11 protein-coding genes are annotated in these 15,697 nt (G+C 67.9%); 3 read left to right on the top strand and 8 right to left on the bottom strand.

Going from position 1 to position 15,697, the window contains the following annotated elements; genetic code table 11:
- Positions 1-31: 31 nt before the first annotated feature.
- The 3 genes from V6K52_RS00460 to V6K52_RS00450 are packed head-to-tail and all read left to right on the top strand — an operon-like array spanning position 32 to position 4,790.
- Positions 32-715 (top strand): hypothetical protein, encoded by a 684-nt coding sequence (locus V6K52_RS00460; protein WP_353951944.1) that lies wholly within the window; start codon positions 32-34, stop codon positions 713-715.
- Positions 716-739: 24 nt separating this feature from the next.
- A complete protein-coding gene (locus V6K52_RS00455; RefSeq protein ID WP_353951943.1) occupies positions 740-3,637 on the top strand; it encodes an AAA family ATPase in 2,898 nt (965 codons plus the stop codon).
- Positions 3,624-4,790 carry a restriction endonuclease gene (locus V6K52_RS00450; RefSeq protein ID WP_353951942.1) on the top strand — a complete coding sequence of 389 codons (1,167 nt, stop codon included), beginning with the start codon at positions 3,624-3,626 and terminating at the stop codon, positions 4,788-4,790. Before V6K52_RS00455 ends, V6K52_RS00450 begins: the two co-directional genes overlap by 14 nt.
- Positions 4,791-5,013: 223 nt before the next feature.
- Here V6K52_RS00450 and V6K52_RS00445 read toward each other — a convergent pair whose 3' ends face one another.
- From V6K52_RS00445 to V6K52_RS00410, 8 genes are read right to left on the bottom strand one after another with little or no spacing between them, the layout of a single operon-like run.
- Positions 5,014-5,796, bottom strand: a complete 783-nt coding sequence (locus V6K52_RS00445; RefSeq protein ID WP_353951941.1) for an FHA domain-containing protein — start codon at positions 5,794-5,796, stop codon at positions 5,014-5,016.
- A complete protein-coding gene (locus tag V6K52_RS00440; RefSeq protein ID WP_353951940.1) occupies positions 5,793-7,073 on the bottom strand; it encodes a VWA domain-containing protein in 1,281 nt (426 codons plus the stop codon). Before V6K52_RS00440 ends, V6K52_RS00445 begins: the two co-directional genes overlap by 4 nt.
- A complete protein-coding gene (locus tag V6K52_RS00435; RefSeq protein ID WP_353951939.1) occupies positions 7,066-8,262 on the bottom strand; it encodes a protein phosphatase 2C domain-containing protein in 1,197 nt (398 codons plus the stop codon). Before V6K52_RS00435 ends, V6K52_RS00440 begins: the two co-directional genes overlap by 8 nt.
- A complete protein-coding gene (locus tag V6K52_RS00430; protein WP_353951938.1) occupies positions 8,259-10,595 on the bottom strand; it encodes a tetratricopeptide repeat protein in 2,337 nt (778 codons plus the stop codon). Before V6K52_RS00430 ends, V6K52_RS00435 begins: the two co-directional genes overlap by 4 nt.
- Positions 10,592-11,740 (bottom strand): hypothetical protein, encoded by a 1,149-nt coding sequence (locus V6K52_RS00425; RefSeq protein ID WP_353951937.1) that lies wholly within the window; start codon positions 11,738-11,740, stop codon positions 10,592-10,594. Before V6K52_RS00425 ends, V6K52_RS00430 begins: the two co-directional genes overlap by 4 nt.
- Positions 11,737-12,711 (bottom strand): glutamate ABC transporter substrate-binding protein, encoded by a 975-nt coding sequence (locus V6K52_RS00420; protein ID WP_353951936.1) that lies wholly within the window; start codon positions 12,709-12,711, stop codon positions 11,737-11,739. The genes V6K52_RS00425 and V6K52_RS00420 overlap by 4 nt, the downstream gene beginning before the upstream one ends.
- Positions 12,708-14,030 carry a hypothetical protein gene (locus V6K52_RS00415; RefSeq protein WP_353951935.1) on the bottom strand — a complete coding sequence of 441 codons (1,323 nt, stop codon included), beginning with the start codon at positions 14,028-14,030 and terminating at the stop codon, positions 12,708-12,710. The genes V6K52_RS00420 and V6K52_RS00415 overlap by 4 nt, the downstream gene beginning before the upstream one ends.
- Complete coding sequence (locus tag V6K52_RS00410; protein WP_353951934.1) at positions 14,027-15,691, bottom strand: AAA family ATPase; 1,665 nt, start codon at positions 15,689-15,691, stop codon at positions 14,027-14,029. The genes V6K52_RS00415 and V6K52_RS00410 overlap by 4 nt, the downstream gene beginning before the upstream one ends.
- Positions 15,692-15,697 lie beyond the last annotated feature (6 nt).

The following is a 15,697-nucleotide window of genomic DNA, read 5'->3' as shown; positions in this document are numbered from 1 at the left end:
AGGTACGGGACCCATGCCGAGGGGCGTCACAATGAATTCTCCGAGTCGCGCAGTCCGTGAAGAACTCGAGGCTATCTTACGCGACGACGCGAGCCTGCTAGGCGAAGTGTTTCGACGTCCGAATCTCGGTGGGCGGCAGATCATGGAAGAACTAGGAAAGAATTCGTCTGGGTTTGTTGCAAACTATCGCGCAGTTCTCGCAGCTATCGTTGAGGGGGATGTTGACCGTGCTGGCCCATATGCTGGCCAGACGCGAGGCGCGATCCGATCCATGCTGCACCGCCCCGACCTGAGCGAGGCAACCACACATCATTTGGAATCGGTGTTGACGCAGTTGCCGGAAGGCACGGGTAAAGCGGGAATTCGCAAAAATGAACGCGAGGCGTCCTCCCTGCAGATAGCGGCTGTCGGCTCGCTACGAGTCGCAGTAACGAACGAGTTAGTGGGGCGGATCCGTGCAATGACGATCGAACTCCGCAAGTTGGGGGTTGATGCAGACGAGTACTGGACGATCGCGACCAGCGGTCATCCTCTCGATCGCCTTGACGAGCTGGTCCTTAAGGAACCTCGAGGTCGCACTTTCGATGCGCTTGCTGCGATTGGACGACTTGACTTGACTCTCGAGGCGAAGCTCGTCGGTTGGGCGGCAGACCTCCCCTTTCGTTCGAACCTGGTCGACCACGCACGGGGTCGCGTCGACTACTACACGCGCTAGCGTCGTCGCTGAGAGAGTGTGGCCATGACTGAGACTGGTTACAGGAGTCCACGCCCCGGGGCGCCGGCCGTTGAGCTAGCGGGTGCTGAGTTCAAGCGGGCGCTCGCCCACAACGACTCGGTCCTGACGCCCGGCGAGCGGATCTGGACCGTAGAGAACGCGGAGGAGCTCGTACAGCACTTCGTGGGCCAGCCCGACATCACGGGCGCCTCCTTCGATGACAAGCTCGTCAAGCAGATGTCTCCGTGTTCGCCGGGTGCGATCCAGTTGTTCGCCGAGCTCTACGCGCTGGACCTCCTCCCGTTGAGTGACTACACCAGCGCTAAGAAGCGCTCGTGCATTCGGGTGCCACTCACGTTGGGAGGCTTCAGCGGTGACTTCCCCGCCGTTCTCGACCAAGCCCTTGATCTAGGCGTGCTCAACGGTGGTGTCGCGTTCAAGACCCGCCGCTACTGGCAGCTCAGCTACCTCGTCCAGGTGACCGCCGGACTCCTGGCCCTGGGGAGTGCCGAGCGTGCCGCCCTGCTGGAGAATCCGCAGGCGTTCCGCGACAAACTGGACGGGTTCAAGACCGTCAACGCGCCCTCGCAACGACACACCCTGCTCTACCTTCTGTTCCCGGAGTTCTACCTGCCGATCGCGAATAGTGACCACCGCACCCAGATACGCAAGGCATTTGCGGACCGGCTGTCAGGACTCGGCGACATCGACGAAGACCTTCGGACGATCTACGACGCGCTTTCTGCTGAGGCAGGCAAGCCGGTGGACCTTTACCAAGCGCCCTACCGCGAGAAATGGGACCCCAAAGCCCTGTCGTCCACCACTTACAAGCCGGACGCATGGCAGACCTTCATGTCGTGGGGGGCGAAGATTGCCACGTCGTTCGACCTCGAGTCTCGAGAACGCCAGTACAAAATCGAGATGGCCGAGAGATTGAGCGTGGCACGCGAGCTGCTGCTCGCCGACGACCCAAGTTGGCCGGTGAGGCTTCGTCAAGCGCTCAACTACAGCAATCTCTTGAGCCACTTCACCAAAATCGCGGTCTTTAACCAACTGGATGCCGACCCGCAGCAGTTCCTCCAGTCCATTCACCTGTTGTGGGATGGCGAGCCGGACCCCTCCCTGCTGACTGCCTTTTACGAGTCGTTGAAGGCTCAGGCGAGTGGCAAGTTCTCGCCTGGGGAAGCGACGGCGGTCGGTTCTGTCCTCCTCATGGGGCGCGACCTCGCACGTTTTCCGCCGTACCGTCCAACACCGGTGCAGAAGGCTTTGCAACTTACAGGCCAGGCCAGCGAGGGCACTTCCGCGTCAGCTCGGTATGACGACCTGCTGACCCTGTGCGCGGAGGTGTTGGAGCGGGCGCCTGACCATGAAATCGAACTAACTGACCTCTTGGACGCTCAAGGCCTGTTGTGGGCTGTTGTAGCCTACGAACCAGGTACCGAGTGGTCCCGGTCGGATCGAGCGGCCTTCGCTACTTGGCGCGGCGATCGCGTGCCGGAAGAGGAAGCAGTGAAGCGGCGCGCTTGGATGGTGCGTCCGGGCGCAGGGCGGAACGAGCGTTCATTACTGTGGCTTCAACACGGGTTCGTCTCGCTGGGGGTTTCGCGTCTGCGAGAAGTCAGTGACGGAATGACGCGCGACGAACTTCGACCGGTAATCGACGAGGACTTCGGCCATACGTCCTACAGTGCACGCAATGAGAAGCTGGACCAAGTACACGACTTTCTTAGCCGGATGCAGCAGGGCGACTTCATCGCCTCGACTACAGGGGACCGGCTCTACCTCGGCGAGATCGCCGGACCGGCAATGTATATCGATAGCCCGCGTGACGGCGCTGCGTTGCAGCGGGGCGTCACTTGGCTTGAGCCCAAGGATGGTTTCGAGGTCGGTGCCTTGCCGAGTGCACTCGCTAGCGTCCTTAACGTTCAGTACGACGTACACGACCTCACACAAGAGCTGCCCGTGCTGGTTTCCCTGCTGGATGGCACTCTCGGGGCCGTAAAAGCTCGCGAACCGGTCTTGCCTCCGGCGAGTGAGGAATTGGCCTCACAGCTGCACATAGACATCGGTTGGCTCGATAACTGCATCGAGTTGTTGCGAGATCGGCCTCAATTAGTCTTTTACGGGCCTCCGGGAACTGGCAAAACCTACCTGGCGCAGGCCTTGGCGCGGCACATCGCCGGGGTCAACGCGAAACTTGTCCAGTTCCACCCTTCGTACTCCTACGAAGACTTCTTTGAGGGGTACCGCCCCACACCTCAAGGTGGCTTCAAGTTGACGGCCGGCCCGATGCGGCGCATCGTCGATCAGGCCCTCGACCACCCCAACACGCCGTACGTTCTGATTATTGACGAGATAAATCGAGGCAATCTTGCCAAGGTGTTCGGGGAACTCTACTTCCTCCTTGAATACCGCGACCAGACAGTCGACCTGATGTACGCCGACGAGGAGGACCGAGGGTTCAGGCTACCTAAGAACGTCTTCATTATCGGCACTATGAACACCGCCGACCGCTCCATTGCGCTTGTGGACACTGCGATGCGACGTCGCTTCGCGTTCGAGTCACTGCATCCTTCGGCGGAACCCATCCGCGGTCTGCTGCGGCGATGGTTGCAGGACGAGGGCAGGCCAACTGACATGGCTGACTTGATGGACGAGCTCAATTCTCGCATTCCGGACGATGACTTCAAGGTCGGGCCGTCCTACTTCATGCGTCCAGCAGCGGCTACTGACGGCGGTCTCATTCGGATCTGGCAGACGTCCATTCTTCCGCTAATGGAGGAGTTTCATTACGGCGAAGGTATCGATGTCCGTAAGGCCTACGGCCTAGAGGCTCTCAAGAAGAGCGTAATCCCGGCTTCCGTAGTCGATGACGATGCGGAGGGCGGGGGCTCCAATGGAGCATTTGACGCTGGTTGAAGGTGCGCCCCCCCGTAAAGTCGCGTTGCCGCTCTCCGTTGCCCAGGCAATGGCGGAGTCTGAAGTCGCCCTAGTGCAGCCCACGCTAGAACCAGGCATCTGGCAGGTCGCGGCCGCCCGCAAGGTGGGTTCGGTCACGGTGGGCAACTTGCAGGTCCTTGTCGCCCCCAAGATGCGAATCGACCGGCTTATCTTTCTTTTGGGCTACTCCCGCAATCCAGACTTCTGGCGTGACCACGACGTAAGGGTCGACATTGAGGCGGAGTTGCCTGAGGCGCTGGCGGACGCTTTCGCGCGGCAGGCGACATGGGCTCTGGAGCAGGGGCTGCTGCACGGCTATGTCGAAACCGAGGACTCGCTCTCCGTTCTGCGCGGACGCTTCCGGGTGGGCGACCAGATAGCCCGGCATCACGGTCGGCTCATACCACTCGAGGTCCGTTTCGATGAGTTCACTGTCGACATCGCTGAGAATCAACTGCTCCTGGCCACGACGCTGCGCCTTCTACAGCTGCCTATCGCCGCAGAGCCCCGACGCGCACTGCAACGCCTCCGGCTCCTGCTGTCCGACGTCACTCCACCGTGGCAAGGCCAAGCGCTTCCCCCATGGCAGCCCACGCGGCTCAATCGACGGCTTCAGCCGGCGTTACAACTGGCCGAGGTTGTTCTCGCTGGGAACTCCTTCGAGCACCGCTTTGGCGAAGTGCAAGTGTCCGGGTTCATGTTTGACATGTGGCGCATATTCGAGGACTTCGTCTGTGTCGCACTCAGAGAGGCACTGGCGCCGTTTGGCGGTGCCTCATCGCTCCAGTACAGGACGCACTTGGATAAGGCACTTGCCGTCGGGATGAAGCCAGATTTCGTTTGGTCGAGTGGTGGAGCGCCCCGTGTTGTCGTCGATGCCAAGTATAAAGCGGAGAAATACGCAGGCTTTCCCCAAGCCGACCTGTATCAACTTCTGGCCTATTGCACAGTGCTTGGTTTATCGTCTGGACATCTGATCTACGCGAAGGGCTCAGAAACTTCCGGCATGCACAAGATCAGAGGGGTCGACGTGACGGTTCACCAGCACGCGCTCAATCTGTCTCAACCACGGCGTGAGCTGCTCGCAGGCATTGATGAGCTAGCCGCTCAATTGGTGGAGGGCGGGGTCTGATCCTTGCGGTGTGTCCTGCTCCCAAGGAGATCTGAGGGCGGTCAGTCACCCGAGGGCGGGCAGCCTCCGTCCGGTGGGCAGCCGCCCTCGGGTGGCCAGCCCCCGTCGGCCCCTAGCTGACCCGAAAATACAGCGCGTATGCCGCCCGCTCGAGCGGCCGGCATACTCACGGTTTGTTCGTGGTCGGGATCAGCCGATCAGCAACAAGCTGCGAGCGCCATCCTCACAGTCCGGCGAGGGTGGAGACCTCGTCGTCGCTCGACGGGCGGAGCACGATCCGGGTCCACGAGCCCACGTAGATCCGGTCGTCTGCGTCGACCTCGCGCTTCTGGCCGGTCGGAATCGACGTCGTGGGGAGGTCACCGATCGAGTCGCCGATGTAGGTCCCGTTGGACGAGGCGAGGTCCTCGACCCACCAGCGGGTGCCGTCGGTCGTCAGCTGGGCGTGACGCCGGCTGACGCCGTTGTCGACACCGCACTCGATATCGGGGTGGATGCCGCGGCTGTTCGACGTGCGGCCAATGAGAAGCGAGGTGTTGCGCAGCGCAAAGACCGCCGGCGGACCTTGGCTTGGCAGCGGGTCCGAGCTTCCCTGAGCGGCATACCAAGCGGGGTCGATCCAGAGCTCAGCCACCCACGGCGTGGGAAGGTCCTTGGAGATGTTGGCCGGTGCCTCAACCGGAGGATCAGCCGCGGCGCCCTTGTCCGCGCCGCGCGGGAGAGTCCCGGTCGTGTGGTCGTAGCCGCAGACCTCACAGAACAAGGCGTCGGGAGAGTTGGGTCCTCCGCAGTTGGGGCACGGACGCGTCGCTGACTCCGGTTCCGGTGCGCCGACCGGGGTGCCCGAAGAGGCGGAGGAGTCAGCAGCCGAACCAGCCCCACTGCCCGCACCATCCGCAGGTGGGGCGGGAGCGCCGGCCGGGGTGGCGCCGGCATCCATGGCCGCTCCGCAGGTGTCGCAGTAGTCGGCGGCCGTGGAGTCGTGGCCGTTGGGGCAGGTGGTCATGACTTGCGGACCCGCGTGGTCTTCGTCGACGCGGTGTCCAAGGCCATCTCGTCGGCCTTCTCGACGGCCTTCTTGAGCTGGACCGTGCCGGCGTCGGCGTCCTCGATGTCGACGACCTTGCGCAGCTTGGCGGTCGCCTCGTCGTTGCCGGTCTCGGCGGCCAGCTGCACAGCGCGACCGAGCTTGGTCGTCGCGGTCTCCTCGTCGCCGACCGCCTTGGCGGCCAGGCCCTCCTGAATCACCTGGGCGAGCTCGGTCTGGCCCGTGAAGTGGGCGACCTGCTGGTCGATCCGGGTGGTCAGCGCGGAGTCGTCGGACCACTTGGCCTTGACCAGCCCCTGCGCCTTGACCTCGCCACCCGCGAAGACCTGGACCCGCGCGGCCAGCTGCTCCTGGCCGATCGCCTTGGCTGCCAACCGGATTGCGACGTGGTAGTCACGCGACTCGTCCGACCACGCACCGGTCGGGTAGCCACCGGTCAGGTCGTTGACGACCGTGCGGCGACTGGTGAGGTCGTCAACGGTGGGCGAGACCTGCTTGACGAAGACGACCTGTGAGCCCTGCGGAGCCCAGACCCGCAGCTCTGCGTCGGCGACACCACGCGACATCGACGTGCGCATGATCGCCTGGAACTCGGCCCGCAGCTGGTCGGGCGCCGGGATGATGTCGATGGTGCCGAGCAGTGCCTTGGCGATCGGCCTGATGTCGGCCACCCTCCAGTCGACACCGATGCCCCGGCAGTCGCACTGGTAGTGGCCGGTGGCCCGGTCGATGGCCTGCTGGAGCACCCCGGGCTGCTCGTTGTTCTCACCATCGGTGAGCAGGATCGCGTGGCGTTGCTGCACTTCGGGCACCGACGCAAAGAGGATCCCGGCGAGGTCGAGCCAGGTGCTGATCACGGTCCCGCCGCCAGCTTGCAGCTGCGCCACCGCCGCGGACGCCTGGGCACGCGAGCTCGCCGTCATCCGGACCATCCCGGGCCCGCTCGACACGTTCGGATAGACGAGGAAGGCGGCGCCGTTGCCAGAGACCACGGAGAAGTAGGTGCCGTCGACGATCTCGGCCAGCGCGGCCGTCGCCGCCTGTTTGGCGGCCTCCATCGCCTGAACGCCCATCGACCCCGACGTGTCGATGATGATGATCTCCCCTGCCGCTGCCGAGCCACCCTGACCGGCCATGCCGGCTCCCGAGCACGTGATCTCGACGATCGCGTTGACGTCGGTGCCTCCGTCGGGCAGGAACTCGTTCTGGAAGACCGCCGCGGTGAACTCAGCCATGGATCTGCCTTTCGTCGTTCGGGACATTCTCCACCACCGGCACCGGGCCGACCCGGGCCAGCGTGACGGTGATGTTGTCTTGACCGCCTTGCGCATTGGCAAAGGCCACCAGGGCCGAGGCGAGAGCGAGCGGCTCCGTCGTGCCTGCGGCGTCGATCTGAGCGCGCAGCGCCGCTGGCTCCGAGGCGTAGTTCCACAGGCCGTCCGAGCAGACGAGCAGCCAGCCCGGTTCGTCGACCGTCACGGTGACCACCCGAGGCACGAAGTCAGGGCTGTCGGAGCCGAGCCACTTGGTGATCGCGTGGGCCTGCGGGGAGGCCTCGGCCTCAGCGCGCGGGTGCCCGGCGTCGATGAGCATCTGGGCCATCGAGTCATCAGTCAGGAGCTGGGTCCCGCCGCCCTCATCGGGGAGCAGGTAGGCACGGGAGTCGCCGATGACGGCGCACCGCAGCGTCGGCCCATCGAGCAGGCCGACGACGAAGGTGCACGACGCGGGTCTCGGCGAGGACGGCTCGGTGTGGGCGATGACCGCGGTTTGAGCGGCGGCGGCCGCCGACGTGAACACCCGGGTGGCCGCAGCATCAGCGCTGGCCGCACCACCGATGCCCTTGGGCAATGGCGGTCGAAGCACCTCGAGGGCGGCCCGCGCGGCCGCCAGCGATGCAACGTCGGAGTCGTCGGAGTTGGAGACCCCGTCGCACACGACGAGGACGGCACGCCCGCCCTGAGCCGCCTCGGCATACAGCGCCATCGCGTCCTCGTTGCGGTGATGCTTGATGCCGCGGTCGCACACCCCGGCAACCCATGGCGCCGGTGTCTCCTCGAAGTGGTCGCGCTCCGACGCAGCCTTGGAGCCGCAGACCGTGCAATATCCGTCGTCGCCGACCGGCGAGCCGCAGCTGGCGCAGGCACGCGGGCCGGCGACCGTGGGCGACGCAGAGGCGCTCGTGTTGCGGAACGTCGGCGTGCTGATCGGGCTGAGATCGTCGATGGGCGACTCGGGCCCGGCCTCGGCCGCAGCCGAGACGTCAGCGACGCTGGCGCCGCACGCCTCGCAGAACTTGGCACCCGCCGCCAACGTTGCACCGCACGACGGGCAGGCCGACCGGGTCGCCTGCGCAGGGTCGTGGGCAGGCTCGTGCGCAGGGTCGTGCGGAGTCGCCTCGTCGGGCGCCGGCACCTGGCTCATGTGCTCGTCCAGGGGCGCACCGCGTTGGCCCGGTCGACGAGGGCGATCCGCTCCTCGCGGGTGCGGGCCTCACGGGCCAGGGCCCGATAGCTGACCTCGAGCGCGGTGCGCAGAGTCGCGTCGTGTGCAGCATGCGGCCCGATCGCCACCGGTTGTGGCCCGGTCTCACCGACGATGGCGATCGCCTTCTCCAGGATCCGGGCGGTGAGGCCCTCACGCTCGACGGTGTCCAGCCGGATCCCATCGACGCTGGTCAGTGCCTCGCCCAGCCGGCCGAGGTCCTTGCCGGAGCCGGCAAGGAGCACGTCGGCGCGCAGTCGGCGGGCTTCGCTGTAGCCGCGGCTCGTCGACGGCACAAGGTCAAGGGCGCGGACCGCGCCCTCGGTGTCGCCGGCCGCCGCGCGGAGCCGGGCGATCCCGAACGCGGCGGGGGCGACGTATGCCGCATCGGTCTGGGCACACGTGCGGTAGAGGCCTTCGGCGACGTCACCCTGACCTCCCGCTTCACAGGCGACGGCGAGCGCCAGCTTGGGTGCCAGCTCGCCAGGAGCCTGTTGATAGACGGCGCTGAACGAGGCCTGTGCATCCGCAAAGTCGGAGGACTGCAGCGACGCCAGGCCCTGGAGCCACAGCGCTCGCCAGTCCCACGGGTCGAGGGCGAGCAGCTGCCGCGCCTCCTCCTTGGTCGCCGCCCCGTTGCCGCTGAGGAGGTGTTCGGCGCCGCGGGCAAGGTGGACCTCGGCCGTCGCCTCGGGGGCCTTGGCGAGGTCGGCGAGCCGCTCCGTGGGCTCACCGGGGGCCAGGCTGACCAGCCAGGCGTACTGGGAGTCGGTCGTGTCGGGGCGCAGCGACGGCAGCTGGTTCCAGTCGATGCGGGCCGTGGAGACCGCCGGGGTCGTGAAGCTCACCGAGGCGGCGGAGGTGGTGCTCGTGCCCTGGGTGCGGGCGGCGACGACCTCACGGAGCACCCCAAGGACTTGGGCTCGCAGCTCGTCAGCGGAGGCGAACCGGTCGGCCGGATCAGGAGCGCAGCACTTGGCGACGAGCCAATAGAACGAGTCGTGGTCGCGGAACACCGGGGTGGTCGCCGGGTCGGGCAGCTTCGTCAGGTAGGTCGACTGATAGCCGCGGAACTCCATCGTGAGGACGACGAGCGTGCGGCCGATCGTGTAGATGTCCGAGGCGATCGAGGCCCCGGACTCGGCGACCTCGGGGGCCTGGTAGCCGACCGTCCCATAGATCGCCGACTCGTCGTCATCGATCCGGCGCACACCGCCGAGGTCGATCAGCTTGGCGGCGTCCCCGACCTGGATGAGGTTGTCCGGCTTGAAGTCGCAATAGACGAGCCCGAGGTCGTGCAGGTATTGGAAGGCCGGCAGCATCTCGACGATGTAGGCGAGGGCCTGGTCGACGGGGAACGGGTCGTAGGCGCCCTTGGCGCGCATCCGCTCCTTGAGCAGCCCCTTGAGCGACTCGCCGCCGACGTACTCCATGACGATGTAGCCGGCCTCGTCGTGGGTGACGAAGTTGTAGATCTCGACGATGCTCGGGTGCTCGACCTGGGCCAGGAACCGCTGCTCCGCGATCGCCGCGGCCAGCGCGTCCTTGTCGCCGGAGTTGAGCAGGCCTTTGAGGACGACCCAGCGGTCAGAGACGTTGCGGTCGCGCGCGAGGTAGATCCAGCCGAGCCCGCCGTGGGCGAGCGCGCCCGCGACGAGGTACTGCCCGGCGACGAGGACGCCCTGTGTGAGCTTGGGCGTGAAGCTGTATGCCGTGCCGCACTTGGGGCAGAACCCCTCCGGCCTCCCGGGCTGGCCGTCGATCGAACGGCCCACTGGCGCACCGCAATTGCTGCAGCTGCGTTTGTCCTCGGGCACCGAAGGGTTGGTCTGCACGGCCTTGGCTGCGTCGACGGCGGCCGCCGGTGGGACCGTCGTGATGCCCGCACCAAGGCGAGCGGCGCGGGTCCGTGACGACCCGACCCGTCGGGTCGCCGTCGAGCCGGAGCCGGCGCGGCGGGAGCCGATCGCGGCCGACTGGATCCGGTGCGAGGTGGAGGCCGTCGAGGCTGTGCCGGCGACGCCCGCGGGTGCGGATCCCGCCTCGCTGGAGGGAGTTCCGCCCGGCGTGCCGCAGACGTCGCAGTAGCCGTCGACAACGGTGCCCGAGCAGCCGGGCTGACCGCACCGGGTGCCGTCGACAGCATTGGGCGCCTGGGGCGCCGCAGTGCCGGTGGCAGTGGCGGCCGCGGCCAGCTCGGACGGTGGCATCCCGCAGACGTCGCAGTAGCCGTCGGTGACGGTGCCCGAACATCCGGGCTGCTCACACTTCACGAGGCGGTCCTCCCAGCACGCGTCGCCGGTGCGGACTGCCCGGCGAGATCGATCCACGCGAGATAGGCACCCACGAGGTGCTCGGCCACGGCGACCGGGGTGGGTCGCCGGTCGAGCAGGTCTTGCGCCAGCGCAGCGGCAGCCACGACGTCGGGCTGGGCGCTCACGCCGGTCGCGTCGGCCTTGACCTGAGCGGCCGCGAGCCGGTCGACCAGGGACGCCCGGGCGGCCAGCGCCGCGGCATACCGCTCCTCGGCGATGTCCATCGCCTGACCGACACGGGCAAGGCGTTCTCCGTATGCCGCGAGCGCACCCGGGTCTGTCGGTGCAGCTCCGAGGAGGGAGACGTCGGGGACGGCGTTGCGCGGGGCCGGGAGAACGGTCGCGACTGCTTCGTCGGCCAACGCGGTGACGTGCGCCTCTCGGGTCGTGAGGTCGGCGCGGACCCGCTCGAGCGCAGCGAACTGGTCACGAGCCTCGCGGCGTTGCACCCCACCGACGATGAGGTCGCGCTCGGTGCGGGAGGCGTCGTTCTCGAGCGGACCGAGCAGTCCGCCGATGTCGCCACCGCGCTCGAGCCGGATCCCGAGGTCAGCGACGCGCGCGGCCAGGGCATCGAGCTGGCGCTGGGCGGTGGGCCGCTTGACGGTGGGTTCGAGGGCGACCTGGTCGTGCAGCCGGTCGAGCTGGGCGCGTAACGAGCGAAGCCGCCGGGCGCTCTCCTCGACCGCTGGGGCCAGACCGAGCCGGGCCCGCAGCGCGCCGGCGAGGGCGTCGGAGAGTCGACACGCCTCTGGCACCGAGACCGAGGCGCCGGCGGCGGTGGCCGCCGCGCTATCGAGCCGGCCCCAGATGAGCACGGCGATCCGGTCCAGGTCGCTGGCGTCGACGCGACCGCCGGCGAACGCTGTCTCGATCTGGTCCCGGCGGTCGGCCACCGACTTCCACAGGGCCATCGAGAGGACCACATCGCCGGAGACCTCGTCGCGCCGCGGAGACGTGAGCGCGGCCCCGTCGATGTCGTCGAGCTCGGTCCGACGCCCGGCAACCCAGGCGTCGAGGTCGCCAAGATAGGCCAGAACCGCTGCGGGAGAGGGTCGTTGGCCCAGTCCGCCCGGAGCGGCGGGGGCGAGGACGTCGCTCACGGTGTCGGCCGGCCGTAGGAAGGTGCAGGCTGCCCGGTGCCCTTGCCGAGTTCGGGTGCGAGCCAGGTGTTGTAGGACTTGGTCCACTCACCCGACGTGCGGCCGTTCTCGAGGACCGCGTTGACGAACTTGACCATGTCGACCTGCTCGGCCGGGATGCCGACGCCGTAGGGCTCGGCGGTGATCGCCTTCTCGCTCAGCACCACGGCATACGGATCCTGGGAGGCGAGCCCGGCGAGGACCGTGTCATCACCGGTGATGGCCTCGACCTTGCCCTGCTGGAGGTTGACGAGGCACTCGGTGTGGGTGGTCGCGGGAACGGGGATCGCCTTCGGCGCGAGTCGGACGAGGTTGTCCAGGCTCGAGGTGCCGGTCGGCGCGCAGACCTGCTTGCCGGCGAGCGAGGCCAGGCCGGTGATCGTCGAGCCCTTGCGGATGAGGATCTTCTGGCCCGCGCGGTAGTACTCGGCGGAGAACGCGATCGTCTTCCACCGGTCGCAGGTGATCGTCATGTTGCGGACGACGACGTCGACCTCTTTCTTCTCCAGGACGGGAAGCCGGTCGGCGGCGGTGATGACCCGCAGCTCGACCTTGGCGCCGGGGCCGAGGATGGCATCCGCGATCTGCTGGATCAGGTCGATGTCGAAGCCCTCGATCCTGCCAAGGAGCGGGTTGCGGGAGCCGAGCAGCCGGGTGTCGGCCGAGACGCCAGCGATGAGCCGCCCACGGGCCCTGATCTTGCCCATCGTCGACGCGGCGGCGATGGCGCTCGGAGCGGGCAGGGCGCCGTCGGGGGCGTAGGACCGGACCGCGTTCGCGCAGGACTGCGCGGCAGGGGCCTTGCCTGCGCTGACCGTCGGGGACGGCGTCGCCTTGGGCAATGGCGTGGGGGCCACAGTCGAGCATGCTCCGACCCCGACGGCCATGGCTGCGGCGACGGCGAGGGGTGCGGCGACTCGGACCAGCCTCATGCGTACTCCTCGATCCGGGTGGTGACCCCGCGCCAGGCGGAAGCAGCTCCGGCCAGGCCGGCCGCGAGAGCGAGGACGAGGACGCCGAGGAACAGGAACCGACCGCTGTCCAGATCGGCCGTGGTGGCGCTACCGGCGGTGTCGACGACCTCGCGCAGGGAGGCATCGAGGGCGTTGAAGTCCGCAGTCGAGCTGCCGCCGGCCGAGCTGGTTGCCGCGGCCACCGCCTGGTCCCAGTTGCCGGCGGTGTCGAGCGCAACGATCTTGGCGTGCTCCTCGGCATAGGTGCGCCACTGGCCCTCGGCCGGCCCGAGGGTGTCACCGGAGGTCTTGTCGACGACCGTCGCCGCGGCCGTCGACCACTTCTTCTCGTAGGTCGCCCCGCTGCCCCGGGAGATGAGGCGCAACGACTCGTTGGCCTTCGCGTCGTTGGCGGCACTGCGGGCGATGGCTCCGTCGACGACCGTCGCATACGAGCCCTGGAGCAGCCTGCTGTCCTCCGAGCCCTGGTTGCCGGCGGCGAGACCGGCGAGACCGACCATGACCAGGGTGGCGGCTCCGGCCGCAACGATGCCCACGTTGAACCGACGCCTGAACCGACGCGCCAGCTGCTGGTTGAGGTAGCCGAGCGCGACGAGGGCGAAGAGCCCGGGGATGACGACGAGGGTCCAGGGCAGTGGCGACATCGCGTCCCGGGAGCGCTGCTGGTTGGCCGTCACGAGGTTGTCGACGAGCGGCAGGGCGGTGCTGCGCAGGCCTGTGCTTGCCTGGTTGAGATAGGCGGCGCCGACCGGGAACCCCTGTCGGTTGTTGGCCCGCGCCAGCTCCATTGCCGAGGTGTAGGTGAGGACGGCCTCGTTGAGGGCGGCGAGCGCGGCCCGGTCGGCCGGCTGCGCCTGCGCCGCATCGGTCAGCGTGCGCTCGACCTCGGCCAGGGCGGTGTCGTAGGCCGCGCGCTGCTGCGCCGGCTCGAGCCCGCCGACGAGGAAGGCGTTCGTGGCGAGCGCGTCGGCTCGCAGCAGGTTGACCTTGATGGTCTGGACCCGGACGAGCTGGGCCGTGTCGGCGGAGGCGGCTCGGGTCTCCTGCCACGTGTTGAACAGCATGAGCGCCGTGAGGGCGGAGGCGATGATGCAGACGGAGGCGATGATTCGTCGCCACTGGGCCAGCCAGCGGGGTGTCTTGGTGGTTGTCGTGGTTGTGCCGGCCGGCCGGCCGGCGACGGCGTCCGAAGCGGAAGGTGTCGTTGCGGCGGGAGCCGGCGAACCGGCATACGCCGTCGTCGATGTCGCCTGCGCGACTCCTGCGGCCTGACTCATGACGCCTCCTCCCCCGTGGGCTTCGGCCCAGTCTGCAACAAGTCGTCCCCCACGTCAGGCAGGTCAGCAACCGCGAGCTCGGGCGTCGGCTCTTCGTAGGCGCCGAGGTCCTCCGGCTCCAGCGAGCGCAGCTGCTCGACGGTGGGCTCATCGATCTCGCGCAACCGCCACGCCTGGTGGCCGACGGCGCCCTCGAAGGCGTTGCGCGCATAACGGCCGTTGCCGAACGACGCGTCCCGGGGCTGCCGGGCGAGCTGCTCGCGGAACCGTGCCTCGACGGCGTCGGTCACGTCATAGTCGGCCTTGGTCGCGATGCCACGGAAGATCGCGACGAGCTCCTCGTCGGTGTAGTCCACGAAGTCGATCGTCGTGCGGAACCGACTGGCCAGACCGGGGTTCTGGGCGATGAAGAACTGCATCGGCACGGGATAGCCAGCGACGATGATGACGAGGTCGTCGCGCTGGTCCTCCATCTCCTTGACGAGGGTGTCGACGGCCTCGGTGCCGTACTGGTCGCCGGCGAGGGAGTACGCCTCGTCGATGAACAGGACCCCGCCCACCGCGGACTTCACGACCTCCTGGGTCTTCATCGCGGTCTGCCCGAGGTAGCCGGCGACCAGCTCGGAGCGGTCGACCTCGATGAGCTGGCCCTTGGAGAGCAGGCCGAGGGCCCGGTAGATGCCGGAGACGAGTCGGGCCACCGTCGTCTTGCCGGTGCCGGGGTTGCCGGTGAAGACGAGGTGCCGAGTGAGGTCGGGGGTCTTCAGGCCGGCGGCAGCGCGCTTGGCCTCGATCCGCAGGACCGCGACCTGGCGGTGGATCTCTCCCTTGACGCCGGCCAACCCGGTGAGGGCGTCGAGCTCGGCGAGCAGCTCCTCGACCGACTTCTGCGGTTCCTCCGGTTTGGCCGGCTCGGGGGCGGGCTGCTCCGGCGCCTCACCTGCCGTCGCGGTGTCATTGGGGCCGGCGTCGTCGCTCGGTTGGCTCGGCTGGCTCGGACGGGGACTGCCCAGGTCGGGGAAGGCACCCGGGCCCCATGGGTCGGCCCGGGGGTCGAGGTCGAACGGCGAGCCCGCGCGGTCGCCGCCAAGTGCCGGACCGCGGCGGACCTCCTCGGTGCGGGTGCGCAGGGTGTCGAGCTGACCCATGACGTCGCCCCACAGGCTGCGGACCCCGCGGGTGAACTCGTCGGTCGGACCGGGCGAGGTGGCGACGGGAACCACTGGGTCTGATGCGGCCGCCGGCGGCGGGGTCGGAGTGGGCTGGAAGGCGCCGAGCTGGGCGGCGGCGGCCTGCGAGGCGTTCCCGATGGTCTGGGTCGTCGGGGTCCCCAGACCGGCACCGGCGGTGCAGACCAGGGCCAAAGCCTTCGCGTATGCCGGTGCCTCGGGTGAGCGTTCGGCGGCCAGTCGGGCGAGGGTCGGGGTGGGTGTCGAGCGCCACCGGCGACCCCGGGACGCAGCCGCCATGAAGTCCTCTGCCGACCGGTCCCCGCCGGTCTGGGCGACCCAGTCGACCCACGCCCCGGTTGCCGCCTCGGCCACGGTTGCCGCCAGGGCCTCGGCCTCGCCGCGGGCATCGGGCTCCGGCACACCAGCCGCCAAGGCCACCTCCAGCAAGGACGCCAGAGCGGCTGACAGGGTGGGTGCGGAGCTGGTCATGGGGGC

Origin of the sequence: Knoellia sp. S7-12, assembly GCF_040518285.1 — a bacterium.
Lineage (GTDB): Bacteria > Actinomycetota > Actinomycetes > Actinomycetales > Dermatophilaceae > Knoellia.
Note: the sequence above shows the minus strand (reverse complement) of the source record. Positions and strands in the feature narration are given on the sequence as shown.

What these genes read in the sequence shown, in the direction of transcription:
- V6K52_RS00415 (WP_353951935.1), bottom strand. Translation starts at nt 14,030, where the DNA reads ATGAGTCAGGCCGCAGGAGTCGCGCAGGCGACATCGACGACGGCGTAT.
- V6K52_RS00435 (WP_353951939.1), bottom strand. Translation starts at nt 8,262, where the DNA reads ATGAGCCAGGTGCCGGCGCCCGACGAGGCGACTCCGCACGACCCTGCG.
- V6K52_RS00455 (WP_353951943.1), top strand. Translation starts at nt 740, where the DNA reads ATGACTGAGACTGGTTACAGGAGTCCACGCCCCGGGGCGCCGGCCGTT.
- V6K52_RS00440 (WP_353951940.1), bottom strand. Translation starts at nt 7,073, where the DNA reads ATGGCTGAGTTCACCGCGGCGGTCTTCCAGAACGAGTTCCTGCCCGAC.
- V6K52_RS00420 (WP_353951936.1), bottom strand. Translation starts at nt 12,711, where the DNA reads ATGAGGCTGGTCCGAGTCGCCGCACCCCTCGCCGTCGCCGCAGCCATG.
- V6K52_RS00445 (WP_353951941.1), bottom strand. Translation starts at nt 5,796, where the DNA reads ATGACCACCTGCCCCAACGGCCACGACTCCACGGCCGCCGACTACTGC.
- V6K52_RS00460 (WP_353951944.1), top strand. Translation starts at nt 32, where the DNA reads ATGAATTCTCCGAGTCGCGCAGTCCGTGAAGAACTCGAGGCTATCTTA.
- V6K52_RS00410 (WP_353951934.1), bottom strand. Translation starts at nt 15,691, where the DNA reads ATGACCAGCTCCGCACCCACCCTGTCAGCCGCTCTGGCGTCCTTGCTG.